A 15,211-nucleotide genomic window follows, 5' to 3' on the forward strand; every position below is an offset into this window, starting at 1 on the left:
TCTCACTCCTTTTACACTACAAGAGGTTTTATTTTTCTAGCGTCTGTAAATCGGCCTTCAATGGCAGCAGCTGCAGCCATAGCTGGGCTGACAAGATGTGTTCTAGCGCCATTCCCCTGACGCCCTTCAAAATTACGGTTAGATGTAGACGCGCAGCGCTCGCCTGGTGGAACAATGTCATCATTCATCGCAAGACACATGCTACATCCTGCTTCTCGCCACTCAAACCCAGCTTCTTTAAAGATCGTATCTAACCCTTCTGCTTCAGCTGCATCCTTCACTGATTTAGATCCAGGTACTACGAGAGCTGTCACACCTTCATGAACTTTTCGACCACGAACAATATCAGCAGCTGAGCGCAGATCACTTAATCGTGAATTCGTACAAGATCCGATGAAAACATATTGAATATCTATATTCTGAATAGGCGTTCCCGGTTTAAGATCCATATAGGCAAGTGCTTGCTTAATTGCTTTTTGGTCACCTGGATCTGCATAATCCTCAGGGAAAGGAACGCGAGCATAAACAGAAGACCCCATTGAAGGATTCGTCCCCCATGTTACTTGTGGCTCGATTTCGTCAGCTCCAATTTCGAGCACTTCATCATACGTTGCCCCTGGATCAGATGCGAGCTCTTTCCACTCAGCAACAGCTCGATCAAAATCTTCTGGAACATGTCTTTTTCCTTTTAAATAGGAAAAGGTAGTCTCATCTGGGCTAATAAGCCCTGCTTTTGCGCCAGCTTCAATTGACATGTTACAAACAGTCATACGTTCTTCCATTGTCATATTTCGAATCGCTTCGCCTGTGTACTCCACAACCGCGCCAGTACCTGCATTAACACCAAATTTAGCAATAACAGCAAGAATTAAATCTTTAGCGGTCACCCCAGAACCAAGGCGTCCGTTCACACGTATTTCAATTGTTTTGGGTCTTGATTGCCATAGCGTTTGAGTAGAAAGAACATGCTCCACTTCACTCGTTCCAATCCCAAAGGCAAGGGCACCAAACGCCCCATGTGTTGAGGTATGACTGTCACCACAAACGATCGTTTTTCCTGGCTGCGTTAAGCCCAGCTCAGGACCAATGACGTGAACAATCCCTTGATCTGGATGATTAATATCGGCGATTTCCACTCCAAATTCATGACAGTTCTCTTCAAGCTTCTCCATTTGAACTTTTGATACAGGGTCATTAATAATATGACGTGCAATGGTTGGAACGTTGTGGTCCATAGTAGCAAAGGTTAAATCTGGTCTTCTTACACTTCTATTATTCATCCGCAGACCCTCAAAGGCCTGCGGAGAAGTCACTTCATGAACAAGATGCAAGTCTATATATAGGAGATCCGGGCTACCTTCTTCTTCATGCACAACGTGTTTATCCCAAATCTTTTCAATAATCGTTTTCGGCTCCACACCCATCCTCCTCTTACCTGTTTGTCATTAAGCGTATGCTTCCATGATGCCTGCTGTAGCATCCGCTTCTTCTAATTGATAAATCACTTTCTTGATCATAGCGTCTGTCCCAAGAGCTTTCGGCGAGCCATTTGCAAGATCATTCGTATAATATCCGGCATCAAGTACTTCTTTCACAGCCTTTTCGATTGACTCCGCTTCTTCATTCATATCGAATGAATACTTCAGCATCATTGCACTTGATAAAATCATCGCCAGTGGATTCGCAAGATTTTTCCCTGCGATGTCTGGCGCTGAACCGTGTACTGGTTCATACATTCCAAAACCGTCGCTACGAAGACTTGCGGAAGGCAACATTCCAAGTGATCCTGTGATCATCGAGGCTTCATCGCTCAAAATATCTCCAAATAGATTCTCAGTTACAATAACATCAAAGTGAGCCGGGTTTTGAACCAGTTTCATTGCTGCCGCATCGACAAGCATATGCTCCACTTCTACTTCAGGATAATTCTTCGCTTTTTCTTCAACGATTTCTCTCCACATTCGGCTTGATTCTAGAACGTTCGCTTTATCTACGCTTGTTAATTTCTTGTTTCGCTTACTTGCAGCTTCAAATCCCTGATCCACAATACGTTCGATTTCTTCTCTTGTGTAACGAAGCGTATCAACAACTTCTTTCCCATTTTGACGACGCTCACTCGGAGTACCGAAGTACAAACCACCCGTTAATTCGCGAACAATTAACATATCCACACCTTTAATCCGATCCGGTTTAAGTGGAGATGCATCTAATAGACTTTCAAATGCCGTCACAGGACGAAGGTTCGCAAACAAGCCTAGTTCTTTTCGAATACCAAGAAGACCTCGTTCAGGACGAAGATGGCCAGGAAGAGTTTCCCACTTAGGACCACCGACAGCACCTAGTAGAACAGCATCGCTTTCCCTACAGATGCGCAGTGTTTCATCTGGTAGTGGCGAGCCATCCTCATCAATAGCAGCCCCTCCAATTCTTCCCTGTTGAAATTCAAACGTATGGCCAAATCGATCTGCCACGGCATTTAGAACTTTCATCGTTCCTTCCATTACTTCTTTACCAATTCCATCACCGGGTAATACCGCAACTTTTCTCTTCATCCTTCTAACCTCCCTGTTAGACGTGCGCTTTTTTATTAACTTGATAGCTTTCACGAGCAAGAACGCGATTCACTGCATTCAAGTAAGCAATAGCGGAAGATTCAAGAACATCCTGCGCTGTGCCGCGACCATTCGACTCAACCCCGTTATACATGACTCGCACATGAACTTCAGCAAGAGCATCTCTTCCACCACCGACGGAATTAATTCGATAGTCCTGAAGCTGAAGTGTGCCAGGAATCATTGCTTCAAGCGTGTTATAGATCGCTTCTACACTACCCGATCCTGTTCCAGCTTGTTGAATCATGGTTCCATCAGGCTTCTCAATTGAAATAGTAGCCGTCGGAATGTTTGCAGTTCCATACTGTACTTGAATACTATGAATCTCATATTTATCAACAAATTCATCTGTTTGAATATCAGTTAACAATGCGAAAAGGTCATCTTCCGTAACCTGCTTCTTCTTATCAGCAAGATCTTTAAAGTCTGCAAATGCCTCATTAATCTTCGCTTCGTCAAGTTCAAAGCCTAAATCCTTCACTTTATCTCTAAAGGCGTGACGGCCAGAGTGTTTTCCAAGAACAAGACTATTCGACTGAACACCGATAAGCTGTGGACTAATAATTTCATAGGTTGTTTTTTCTTTTAATACTCCATCCTGGTGAATGCCTGATTCATGAGCAAAAGCATTCGCCCCAACAACTGCTTTATTACCAGGAACCGCCATGCCAGTAAGCTTGCTGACAAGGTTGCTTGTTCGTTTAATTTCATCAAGTTTCAATCCTGTTTCTGCTTGGTAGAAATCATTGCGAATTCGAAGCGCAACGGCAACTTCCTCAATTGCTGCGTTACCAGCGCGTTCTCCAATACCATTAATCGTTCCTTCTATTTGAGTCGCGCCACATTCAATCGCAGCTAGGGAATTCGCTACCGCCATCCCTAGGTCATTATGGCAATGGGCAGAAAGATCAACGCCCTCAATATTCGGAACATTGTTTCGCAAATAAGTGAACAGTTCTCCGTATTCCTGTGGACTTCTGTATCCAACTGTATCTGGAATGTTAATGACAGATGCTCCTGCATCAATCACTTCTTTAATAATCTTTGCAAGAAAGGAGCGGTCGGAGCGGCAAGCATCTTCTGCTGACCACTGCACTTTCGGGAAAAATTTCTTGGCATACTTCACTGCTTCAACTGCTGTTTCAACTACTTCATCAGGAGTCTTCTTTAGCTTGTGAGTCATATGAATGGGAGACGTTGCAAGAAAAACATGAAGTCTTGGATCAGCGCCACCTTTTAAAGCATCCCATGCTGCATCAATGTCTTTCATATTCGCTCTCGCAAGACCAGTAACGGATACATCCCTTACAGTATCAGCAATGTTCTTCACACCCTGGAAGTCACCTTTGGAAGCAGCAGGAAAGCCTGCTTCCATAATGTCGACTCCAAGTCTCTCAAGCTGCTTCGCGATTTCCAGCTTCTCTAATGCATTCAGATTGACTCCGGCTGACTGTTCTCCGTCACGAAGCGTTGTATCGAATACATTAATCTTTCGCACTGGCAACCACTTCCTTCTTTGATTTTGGTTTCACGAATGGCATCATCGCACGAAGCTCTTTTCCTACTTGCTCGATTGGATGATTCTTCTCTTTCTCGTTGATCGCGTGGAATTCTGGACGATTTAGTTTATTTTCTAGGATCCAGCCCTTCGCAAATTTACCTGTTTGGATATCTTCAAGAATATCTTTCATACGCGCTTTTGTATCAGCATCAACAACACGTGGTCCAGATACGAAGTCCCCCCACTGAGCTGTGTCAGAGATCGAATAACGCATACCAGCAATACCATCTTCATACATCAAGTCAACAATAAGCTTTAGCTCGTGCAAACATTCGAAGTAAGCGACTTCTGGTTGATATCCCGCTTCCGTGAGCGTTTCAAATCCAGCTTTTACTAGTGAGGATAATCCGCCACATAGGACCGCCTGTTCACCAAAAAGATCTGTTTCAGTTTCTTCTTTGAAGGATGTTTCAAGTACCCCAGCACGAGCACCGCCGATTCCTTTTGCATAAGCTAGTGCAAGCTCTTTTGCGTTACCAGATACGTCCTGATAAACACCGAATAGTGCTGGAACCCCTGCACCATCTTCAAATGTTCTTCTTACAAGGTGTCCAGGTCCTTTTGGAGCAACAAGGAAAACATCCACATCTGATGGGGGTACAACTTGATTGAAGTGAACGTTAAACCCGTGAGCAAAGACTAGCGCATTTCCAGCACGAAGACCTGGTTCGATTTCCTCTTTGTACACTTCAGGCTGATACTCATCTGGAAGAAGAATCATGATAACATCTGCTTCATCACTTGCTTCCTTTACTGTTTTTACATCAAAACCATCTTCCTCTGCTTGATTCCATGAACGCCCTTTACGTAAGCCGACTGTTACATCAAAACCACTCTCGCGAAGATTTAGTGCATGCGCATGACCTTGAGATCCGTAACCAACTACTGCGATTTTCTTTGCTTTTAGCATTCCCTCGTTGATATCACCGTTATAGTATACTTTTGCCATTTTCATTCATCCCTTCATATTTAGGTTTATTAGTTAATTTAAAATGGAATACTGCTTCAAATCTGTTACTGACTTTTGACTTCCTCTTGGAAAAGCCGTTATACCTGTTCGAACCATTTCCTTAATGCCATATGGCCTGAGAAGATCTAGAATCGCTTCAATTTTGTCGGAGTTACCCGTTACTTGTACGGTAATGCTCTCTCGACTGACATCGATGATAGAAGCCCTAAACGGCTCAATAATTCCTGAAATCTCACTTCTAATTTGGGCGTTACTTATAACCTTAATTAACGCTAATTCTCGGACAACGATAGCTTGATCCGTTATATCAGTTACTTTCAAAACATCAATCTGCTTATTGAGCTGTTTGATCAGCTGCTCAATCTTCGCATCACCGTCGACATTAACGACAAAGGTCATTTTGGATACCCCTTCTGTCTCGGTATGACCAACCGTTATGCTTTCAATGTTAAATTGCCGCTTGGTCATCAACCCCGTAATGCGGTTTAGAACACCACTTTGGTTAATCACTGTTGCAGTTACGATTCGTTTCATGGTTTCACCCCAATCATCTGATGAAGCCCTTTACCAGGCGCAATCATTGGATATACATTTTCCTTTCCAGCTACTCTACAGTCGATCAAAACTGGATCTCGGTGAGAAAAGGCTTCTTCAAAAACAACTTTTGCTTCTTCTTCATTGGTTACTTTAAAAGATTGGATACCGTAAGCTTCACCAAGCTTCACAAAATCTGGCTGTACAGGTATAAGGGATTGAGAATAGCGTTCTTCATAAAAAGCTTCCTGCCACTGCCTCACCATTCCAAGCGTCTGATTGTTCATGATGACTACTTTCACAGGAAGGTTTAACTCTTGCAGAGTCGATAGCTCCTGTAATGTCATCTGAAATCCCCCGTCTCCTGTAAGAGCCACAACCGTTTGTTCAGGGAATGCGAGCTGTGCTCCAATCGCGGAAGGGAAACCAAAGCCCATCGTGCCAAGTCCACCAGATGTTACCCATCGGTTGGCATCTGCAAATGCGTAGTACTGAGCCGCCCACATTTGATGTTGACCAACGTCCGTCGTAACAATAGCGTCTCCCTTCGTGTATTCATGCACGAGTTCAACTACTCGCTGTGGAAGAAATTCCGTTGAAGATGTTTTCTTCCAAAGTGGGAAATCTTCACTATTTTGAGTTAGCACCTTACGCCAATCCTCTGTATCTGGAACTGGTGAATCAATATCTAGAAGCTTCTTCAATGCCTCTCTTGCATCAGATACGATTGGAATCTGAGTAGGAACGTTTTTCCCAATTTCTGCAGGATCAACGTCGATGTGAGCAACCGTTGCATGAATGGCAAAATGGTCAAGGTTACCTGTTAATCGATCATCAAATCGTGCTCCAATGCTAATTAACAAGTCACATTCATAAAGTGCCATATTCGCTGTGTACGTTCCGTGCATTCCTCCCATTCCAAGGAATAGAGGATGATTGCCAGGATAGCTTCCTAAACCAAGTAATGTATTGATGACTGGAATGCGATGCTTCTCAGAAAAAGCGACGAGTTCTTTTCCTGCATTCGCATGGAGAACACCAGCTCCAGCTAAAATCACCGGTTTCTTTGCTGCACCAACCGCATCCGCGAGCTTCTTGATCTGCAAAATGTTTGGCGAGAAAGTTGGCTGATAGCCGGGTAGATGAATAGTAGAATCATAGCCGGGTGAAATGGTTTTGTTCGCCACATCCTTAGGGATATCAACTAGAACTGGACCGGGACGTCCTGTTGTTGCAATATGGAACGCTTCTTTAATAATTCTTGGTAGATCCTGAACGTCACGCACCTGATAATTATGTTTTGTAATTGGTGCTGTAATTCCCATAATATCTGCTTCTTGAAAGGCATCTGTACCAATCACCGTACTTGCAACCTGCCCAGTGAAGATAACCAGTGGTAATGAATCCATCATGGCATCTGTAATCCCCGTTACGAGGTTTGTTGCTCCTGGACCTGATGTTGCAATAACTACACCGGGTTTCCCACTAACCCTCGCATATCCTTCAGCCGCATGAATGGAACCTTGTTCATGCTTTGAGAGAATGTGTTTAATTGGCGATCGATAAAGTGCATCATAGATCGGAAGAACTGCTCCTCCCGGATATCCGAAGAGAACTTCAACATTTTCTTTTTTTAAAGAGTCAATCAATACGTCTGCCCCGGTCATTTCCGCTGTTACCGCTTCGGCTTCTGGTTTAGCCTTCGCCCGCATATTCATACCCTCCAATGCTTTATTGTGTTGCACGCCTCCGTTCGATAACGGGTTTGCGTATTTCACTGTTTATTACTAATAAAAAAAAGCCTTCTCATCCCTACGCCGCTTTTTTTACGGTCCATAGGGGCGAAAAGACTTCACGGTACCACCCTACTTTGCGACAAAAAGATGCCGCCTCATGAGCAAACTGCTCGTTTTGATAACAAGTGTTTTTAGAACACTTGGCTGATCCTATGTTACTTGATTCAGATCAGCACTCGGAGGGGATGTCGATACAGGGGGTAATACCGGCTTCCACCACTACCGGCTCTCTGGTTAATACCAATTCCTGTTTCTTTTGCCTCGTCATCGATTATTGATATTTATTTTGTAAGAATTATCCTGCTTGAACGTCTCGTTTTGAAGGGTAAACACTGACACCATCGACAGTGACGATATCTCGAAATGCTCCAAGCAACTCGTTCGTCGTTTTACCCGGCTTTGCTTCACCAATTTCTCGACCATCTACTTTTACGACCGCAATAACTTCAGCAGCTGTTCCAGTTAGGAACACTTCATCTGCAACATAGACATCATGACGTGTGAAAGTCTCTTCCCTCATGTCATATCCCTTTTGTCTTGCTAATTCCATAATGGCATTTCGCGTAATTCCTTCTAATGCACCAACATATCCAGGCGGTGTTTTGATCACATTTCCTTTTACGATGAATATATTATCAGCTGATCCTTCAGCGACATATCCCTGATCATTTAACATTAGAGCTTCGCTGACACCAGCTAAATTCGCTTCGATTTTTACAAGAATGTTATTTAAATAGTTGAGCGATTTAACCTTCGGACTTAAGACATCCGATCGGTTTCTTCTACTTGCTACCGTTACAATATCAATTCCTGTTTCATATAATCGCTTAGGGAACAAGGCTAGTGATTCTGCAATAACGATCACTTGAGGTTCCTTACATGTGAAAGGATCAAGTCCCAGGTTCCCAACTCCGCGTGATACAACAATGCGGATATAGGCATCCTGAAGGTTGTTTTTCTTCAGCGTTTCCACAATAATGGCGGTCATTTCCTCCATAGTGTGCGTTATTTTAAGCATAATTGAATGAGCTGAATCATACAGCCGTTGTAAATGATGTTCTAATCGAAAAACATTTCCGTCATACATGCGAATTCCTTCGAACACCCCATCGCCATAGAGAAAACCATGATCGTATACAGATACTTTGGCATCTTCTTTCTTCACAAATTCTCCGTTAAGGTAGATCCACTGTTCACTCACCTTGTTCACTCCTTTCTGTTTGTTAAGTAGACGCAGTAAAGCGTTAGTGTTTAATGATAGGACCAACGTAATCCGGGGTCCTAATTGTGTGTTTGAGTTATTTGAATACTTTGTTTAATTGAGGATTATATTACGCCGGTTTGGACTTAAGGTCAACACCTAAAATATAAGTTTTTTGATAATTTCGATATATCAATCTATTTGGAAACGCTTACAACGTTGGTATGCGTGAGATTTAATCACACGAAAAATTTTTAATTATAAATTCAATAAAACGCTTACAGTTTTAGTTGTTTTATGACAAGGAAATTTAAAAGAAAGATCTGGATCCATCTGTACCTTTTCTTGGCCAAGCCCTCTCCTGATCTTTAAACCATTCCCAAAAAATTTTAAATATATCTTATATACTTTACACCTGCCAACGCCATACGCAGTGCTATCTTCTGTGAGAATTCCTATACTGAGCTATAACTCTTTCAAGTATATACCTGGATTTTTCTAATTATTTTAGCCAATTTGATAAAAACTGAATTAAACAACAAACCTATCTCAATGAGTAGCATCATAGCGAAGATCTCGTTTTTATGAAAAAGCATAGTAGAAAAAATCACGACTCGATTTACTTATTGAAAAGAAAAAGATTAAACTAGGAACGACCAAACTGCTTAGTCCTCTTTCGTAATTGACCATTGCATCACCAAAAAGGTAAGCTTTCTTTCTGTATGTTTATTTACAGTTGTCATGTGTATATATGATGAGCTTTGAAGACTAGCCATCTTAGTCTCTCATTCAACATTAGACTTAATGAAGTAAAAAACTGCTAAACTAAAAAAAGCTCTCTTCAAATGGAAGAGAGCTTTAGTGCTGAATTATACGTTAGCTTCAACTTTTGCTTTTGCAATGGCCTGATCCAGGTCAGCAATTAAATCATCAATATGTTCAATTCCAACAGATAAACGAATGAGGTCATCTCGCACACCGGAAGCTGTTAGCTCTTCCGCACTTAGCTGCTGGTGGGTCGTGCTAGCAGGATGAATAATTAAACTTTTCGCGTCTCCCACGTTCGCTACATGAGACCAAAGTTCAACTGAATTAATGATTCCTGCTCCGGTTTCGCGTCCTCCCTTTATTCCGAATACGACGACAGCTCCAGCGCCTTTAGGTAGATACTTTGGCACCAATTGATTCGATACGTGATCCTCATCTTCAGGATAGCTCACCCACTCAACTGCCGGATGATCTTTTAAGTAAGAAACGATTTTTCGAGTATTTGCAATGTGCTCTTTCATACGAACATGGAGTGTTTCTACACCTAGGGCAATTTGAAAAGCGTTAAATGGACTAAGCGCAGCACCTGTATCTCTTAGGAGCTGGACCCTTGCTTTCACGATATACGCGGCTTCGGGTAGCGCTTCTGCGAATACTATGCCATGGTACGTGTGATCGGGTTCGGTGAAGCCCGGGAACTTAGGTGAATTCCAATCAAATTTACCACCATCGACAATAATCCCTCCCATTGTGGACCCGTTTCCGCCAAGCCATTTTGTGGCGGAATGAACGACGATATCTGCTCCATGCTCAATTGGTCTACAAAGATACGGAGTAGCAAATGTATTGTCTATAATAAGTGGGATTCCAGCTTCATGTGCAATATCTGCTACTTTTTCAATATCTAATACATGTAGACCCGGGTTGCCTATCGTTTCTGCAAAAATAGCTTTCGTATTTGGAGTAATGGCTGATTTAAATGATTCCAGATCTTCAGGATCAACAAAATTGGTCTTTATTCCGTATTTCGGAAGTGTAGCAGAAAAGAGGTTATACGTTCCACCGTATAAAGTCGAAGCAGATACAATTTCGTCTCCGCTATTGGCTACATTTAGAATGGCAGTTGTAATGGCAGCCATACCACTTGCAAGAGCTAGTGCTCCAACACCACCTTCTAGTTGAGCAATACGTTCTTCAAGTGTACCGACTGTAGGGTTGCCGATGCGCGAATAGATAAACCCTTCTTCCTTTAAGGCAAATAAATCGGCTGCGTGATCAGTATTATTAAATCGATAAGCATTCGATTGATAAATCGGTAGAGCCCTTGCGCCTGTAGCTGGATCAGCTTGTAAACCTCCATGAATTCCAATTGTCTCCAAATTATATTTTTTCTCTGCCATTTCACTTCACTCCTTCGATATTTTTCGTTAATGTTACTTGTTCCTTTATAAGCGGTCCCCATTTATCAAACTCAACGAGAAATCCATCATGACCAAATTTCGTGTTGATTAAATAAAACGGAGAAGAATGAGCTTGAGCAAACAATTTTTCTAAATCTTCTGGAGGATAGATTAAATCCCCTTTAAATCCAATAGCAAGAATGCTCGCTTTAATGTTCTTGATGATGGATATAAGATTACCTCGCCCTTTACTAATATCATGTGTGTCCATTGCCCTTAATAAATACAAATAGCTATTTGCATCAAATCGGCTTACAAGCTTATTTCCTTGATAGTGTAAATAAGATTCCACTTCGTACTGTGCTTCTTTATGATTTTCTTCTGAAGTTTCGATCGCCGCTCGACCGAATTTTTTTTGAAACATTTCATCTGTCCGATAAGAAATCATACCGATCATTCTTGCAGTTGCAAGCCCCGATGTTGGCTGGTGATGAGGATCGTAGTATCCATCCTTCCAATCAGGATCGTTTGTAATAGCAAATCTAGAAATCGCGTTATAAGCTATTCCATACGTATTTAAGCTTGGAGTTACTGCAAGTGGAATCAGATGCTCCATTCCATCTGGGTAAAGGGCACCCCATTCAAGAACCTGCATTCCTCCAAGTGATCCACCAATCACAGCATGAAGGTGATCGATACCTAACACTTCAAGTGCCTTTTTCTGTGAGTGCACCATATCTCTCACTGAAACAAATGGGAAGTCCGCTTTATACTGTTCTCTGGTGACTGGATTAATCGATAGCGGTCCTGTAGAACCGTTACATCCTCCAAGAACGTTAAACGTTATAACTTGAAATTCGGGAGTATCGATATAGCCATCCTTTCCTATTAATCCTTTCCACCAGCCGGGCTCCGAATCACCAATTGTATATTGATTTCCTGTTAATGCATGACAGACAAGAATAACGGGAGCGTCTTCTGGTCCAACGCGTTCATAAGCGAGTTCTACTTCATGTAGCGTCTCGCCCGACTCAAGTGTGAACGATCCAATCAATACGTTCTGAGCTTCGTATCTCGTCTCACTTTCCAAACCCCTATCACCCCTTTCGAGCAATCCGTCTTTATTCATTAAGGCTATAATAATGAGCCATAAATCTAGAACCAATGCTATAAGAAAACGTCGCTTCAATATAAAAAAACCTCTCCGAAAGACAGAGAGGCTTGATTTATTCATCAGCTCCGCTTATCTTTCAGGATTTCTCCTGCAGGATTTGGCACCTTTTCAAACCACAATTGGTTTGACGGTTGCCGGGCTTCATAGGGCCAGTCCCTCCGCCTCTCTAGATAAGTAAGAATATTTTGTTTTTGTTTAATTGAGTTTATTTTAGCAAGGTGGCGCATTAGTGTCAAACACTTTTTCGGAATTATCATTCTTTTCATTTTTTTAAAGAATGTCTAAGTTAATCCAAATTATCGTGAAACAGAGCCTACAGTGTATTAAGTTTGATTAGAATCGAATTTTTGATAAAGTAGCCTTAGAATAATTTTGAAGAGGTGATTGATAGTGCAAGCGCCGTCCTTTGCGTTAGAAGAAGTACAAAGCGGAGAAATCATCAGCTTAACGGACTTCAGGGGGAAACCAGTTATGATTACATTCTGGGCTTCCTGGTGCCCCGATTGTATGAAAGATTTACCGATGAAAGAACAGTTCTACCAGCATGCAGATACTGATACATTAGCATTCTTAACAATTAACGTGACAGGTCGTGAACGGTCAGAAGAAGCCGGTAAAGATTTCACGATCAAAAACAATCTTCCTTTCCTCGTTTTACAAGACAGTGGACGAGAAACTTACGACAAATTTGGTTGTACAGGTGTCCCAACAACTGTATTGCTTAATCAAGATCATCAAATCGCACATGTGTTCGATGACAAATCATCATTTCTTGATATCGCAAAGGCATTGCCCGACATCATGACATCAAAATAAACACACCACAAAAAAAGCCAGAGGGATCCCTCTGGCTTAAAATAATGAAAATAAAATAAATAATAGCATGTTGCGTTATTTGTCTTTTTTATCTTTCTTGTCTTTCTTGTCTTTCTTGTCTTTCTTGTCTTTCTTGTCTTTATCCTGCTTTTCGTCTTTCTTTTTGTCCTTTTTATCCTCTTTTTCTTGAGCTTTTTCTATTTTTTTATCCGATTTTTCCTGAGATTTCTCTATTTTCTCGTTTACTTTTTCAGCTTTCTTTTTTTCTTTGTCTTGTTCTTTAGCTATTATAGAATTAGATTTGTCTTCGTTTTTCTCTATTTTATCTTTTTGCACTTTGTTGTTATCTTTAGAGTCTTCAGTTTGATCTGACGGGCTGGTTTCTTGTTCTGAAGGCGTGTCCTTTTGTTCTTTCTCCACCTTTTCAACCTTATCAGAAGAGCTTTGCTCAGGCTCCTGAAGAACTAAATCACTATCTTCTCGATTCTGATTAGGTACCGTCTTATCGTTCAACTGGACGACAGAATCTTCTAGCTCCAAAGAGCGATCTTTCGACTTTGATTCCACTGCGGTCATGCTTTCGGTCTCTAATTCATCCATGTTTTTGACAGACAAATTCCGTACATCCTCTATTGATAACGTAGCTCCCCGATCAACAGCAGCAAGATAAGTCATATATTTTCCTGGTGTTATCCCATTTTCTATAGCTTTTGCTCGAGTACTATAGTCAGTATCAAGTATGGTTGTAATAGCAACTGCTTGATTGACTAATGCTTCATTCTGTTCTATTCCTTGAATCGTATTCTCAAGCTGATCCTTAATCGCCTGATAACGCTCTTTCTTCTCTACATTTGAGGCGACAATAAGCAGTTTTCTATCTTCTGTTAGATACCCCTCTTTGTCGAGTTTCGAGACTAGGAGCCCTCCAAATTCGCTTAGAGGCATGTTCGTTACCTCTTGATCTAAGTTTAACCCTTCACCGTCCGAATTCCACGCTTGATATTGAACAACTTCAAGGTCGGAGTTGACTCCAACCTCAATACTTGGATTGATATCAAAGCTTACATAGGCCGCAACTGCGTCATTTTGTCTAACAGGAATCACACCTGTCACGATTACAACTAATAACAAAATTGCTGCCATACCGGCCAGGGTGGGCATAGAGGGGGTAAAATAACCTTTTTTCTTGTTTAATGGTTTTGGTGTAAGTTTAATTTCAGAGCCGATTGTTAACGTATGATTTCGCTTCAAATTGATCGTAGTAAACTCCCCATCGGGTGTTAATACAACCGCTTTACGTCCACGAATGTCCATTATGACCCCATTTTTCATCCCCTGGCCCCCTTAATTCAACTACTGTATATATGATTTCAGCGCATTAAATCCACCCAGATGAATTAACGCCACTGCTATTATATACTTTCGATTACGTTCAATCGTTTTTCGACTGCATGTAACGAGCGCTAGCAAATCTTTTATAGGGAGCTGCTTTTTTTCTAGCAAATAACTTGAAAGAATGTCATCTTGAGCAATCAATTGCGCAATCATCTTTGCATTTTCTCTTGCATCAATATGTTTAGGACAGTTTTTGCTCAGAACTTTAAACGTAATGCTAAATTTCTTCAACAATTGTTCGTATTCCTCAATTTCATACATTCTTACTTCACGCTGTCTGTCCATTTCGTATACATCAAGTGCAGCTTTCTGTTCTGCAAAACTATCTTCTAGTCGGCCTTCCTCATCAAGTTCCTCAGGCTCAAGATAAATATACTTATTTTGTCTTGCTTCTTTACGGATATGGTCGATGACTCTTCTTCTAATCACCATATCAGCAAAGGTTAAAAATCTACTTCCTTGTCCTTTTCGAAACTGATCCATCGCTTCGTTAAAAGCTGAAAGTCCGATACTGAACTCATCCATCGAATGATTGATATAACGATTACAAACTTTGGACGTGATTTTCTTAATAAACGGTTGGTAATCTTCTAATAGCTGGTTTCTTAATAACTGGTTTCCGTTTTGAATACTATCAATTTTATCTTCTAATGTAATATTATCTTTTTTATTTTCTTTATGATTTGCGAAATTTCCCATTGTGCTGATTGAAATGGTTGTCATGTTATACACCTCTCATCTTGCAGTCAATTTCTAATTGATTGCTTCTCGGGTTGGATTCTTAGATGTTTTTAGTTTGAGAATTCTAAATTAGTAATTAAAATAAAAATGCGTCACCATTCGTATCAAACATCGGAAAGGTGACTCTATTCAGTTATACCATTCAATCAGCATGAACGAAAATACAATTTTATGACAATGTTACTGTTTCTTTACTTCCTGTTATATTAATTTATCATTATTAATCTTGCTTAATTTTCAGCG

Annotated in this window: 12 protein-coding genes and 1 riboswitch; of the genes, 1 reads left to right on the forward strand and 11 read right to left on the reverse strand. The window is 41.2% G+C overall.

Features of this window, described 5'->3' with window-relative positions:
- Positions 1-11 precede the first annotated feature (11 nt).
- The 9 genes from leuC to metX form a co-directional block, all read right to left on the reverse strand.
- Positions 12-1,418: a 3-isopropylmalate dehydratase large subunit gene (leuC, locus tag AC0VYJ_RS17475; protein WP_475365736.1), complete on the reverse strand. Its 1,407-nt coding sequence runs from the start codon at positions 1,416-1,418 to the stop codon at positions 12-14.
- 27 nt (positions 1,419-1,445) lie between these two features.
- The gene (gene leuB / locus AC0VYJ_RS17480) at positions 1,446-2,552 is read right to left on the reverse strand and encodes a 3-isopropylmalate dehydrogenase (protein WP_475365737.1); all 1,107 of its coding nucleotides are present in this window, start codon (positions 2,550-2,552) and stop codon (positions 1,446-1,448) included.
- A 16-nt stretch (positions 2,553-2,568) separates the two neighbouring features.
- Positions 2,569-4,110: a 2-isopropylmalate synthase gene (locus tag AC0VYJ_RS17485; protein ID WP_430246976.1), complete on the reverse strand. Its 1,542-nt coding sequence runs from the start codon at positions 4,108-4,110 to the stop codon at positions 2,569-2,571.
- Entirely contained in the window at positions 4,097-5,122 is a 1,026-nt protein-coding gene (gene ilvC, locus AC0VYJ_RS17490; RefSeq protein ID WP_430246975.1) for a ketol-acid reductoisomerase, read from the reverse strand. Before ilvC ends, AC0VYJ_RS17485 begins: the two co-directional genes overlap by 14 nt.
- Before the next feature lie 33 nt (positions 5,123-5,155).
- The gene (ilvN, locus tag AC0VYJ_RS17495; RefSeq protein WP_194218971.1) at positions 5,156-5,677 is read right to left on the reverse strand and encodes an acetolactate synthase small subunit; all 522 of its coding nucleotides are present in this window, start codon (positions 5,675-5,677) and stop codon (positions 5,156-5,158) included.
- Positions 5,674-7,395 carry an acetolactate synthase large subunit gene (ilvB, locus tag AC0VYJ_RS17500; protein WP_408962576.1) on the reverse strand — a complete coding sequence of 574 codons (1,722 nt, stop codon included), beginning with the start codon at positions 7,393-7,395 and terminating at the stop codon, positions 5,674-5,676. Before ilvB ends, ilvN begins: the two co-directional genes overlap by 4 nt.
- A 373-nt stretch (positions 7,396-7,768) precedes the next feature.
- Positions 7,769-8,674, reverse strand: a complete 906-nt coding sequence (gene ilvE / locus AC0VYJ_RS17505; protein ID WP_430246974.1) for a branched-chain-amino-acid transaminase — start codon at positions 8,672-8,674, stop codon at positions 7,769-7,771.
- An 869-nt stretch (positions 8,675-9,543) separates the two neighbouring features.
- The gene (locus AC0VYJ_RS17510) at positions 9,544-10,842 is read right to left on the reverse strand and encodes an O-acetylhomoserine aminocarboxypropyltransferase/cysteine synthase family protein (protein WP_430246973.1); all 1,299 of its coding nucleotides are present in this window, start codon (positions 10,840-10,842) and stop codon (positions 9,544-9,546) included.
- Position 10,843: 1 nt separating this feature from the next.
- On the reverse strand, positions 10,844-11,932 hold the full coding sequence (metX, locus tag AC0VYJ_RS17515; protein WP_475365738.1) for a homoserine O-acetyltransferase MetX: 1,089 nt from the start codon (positions 11,930-11,932) through the stop codon (positions 10,844-10,846).
- Between the two features lie 150 nt (positions 11,933-12,082).
- Positions 12,083-12,193, reverse strand: a riboswitch (SAM riboswitch).
- A 213-nt stretch (positions 12,194-12,406) separates the two neighbouring features.
- On the opposite strand from metX, the gene AC0VYJ_RS17520 reads away from it, so the two are divergent.
- Positions 12,407-12,832, forward strand: coding sequence for a TlpA disulfide reductase family protein (locus AC0VYJ_RS17520; protein ID WP_430246971.1), 426 nt, complete (start codon positions 12,407-12,409; stop codon positions 12,830-12,832).
- A 75-nt stretch (positions 12,833-12,907) separates the two neighbouring features.
- Here the strand turns inward: AC0VYJ_RS17520 and AC0VYJ_RS17525 are convergent, their stop codons facing one another.
- Both AC0VYJ_RS17525 and sigI read right to left on the reverse strand, forming a co-directional pair.
- Positions 12,908-14,164 carry an anti-sigma factor domain-containing protein gene (locus tag AC0VYJ_RS17525; RefSeq protein ID WP_475365739.1) on the reverse strand — a complete coding sequence of 419 codons (1,257 nt, stop codon included), beginning with the start codon at positions 14,162-14,164 and terminating at the stop codon, positions 12,908-12,910.
- Between the two features lie 21 nt (positions 14,165-14,185).
- On the reverse strand, positions 14,186-14,950 hold the full coding sequence (gene sigI / locus AC0VYJ_RS17530) for an RNA polymerase sigma-I factor (protein ID WP_430241070.1): 765 nt from the start codon (positions 14,948-14,950) through the stop codon (positions 14,186-14,188).
- Positions 14,951-15,211: the final 261 nt, after the last annotated feature.

It is taken from the genome of Anaerobacillus sp. 63XJN7_5_ISO-PGPR-S23-430, assembly GCF_056173695.1.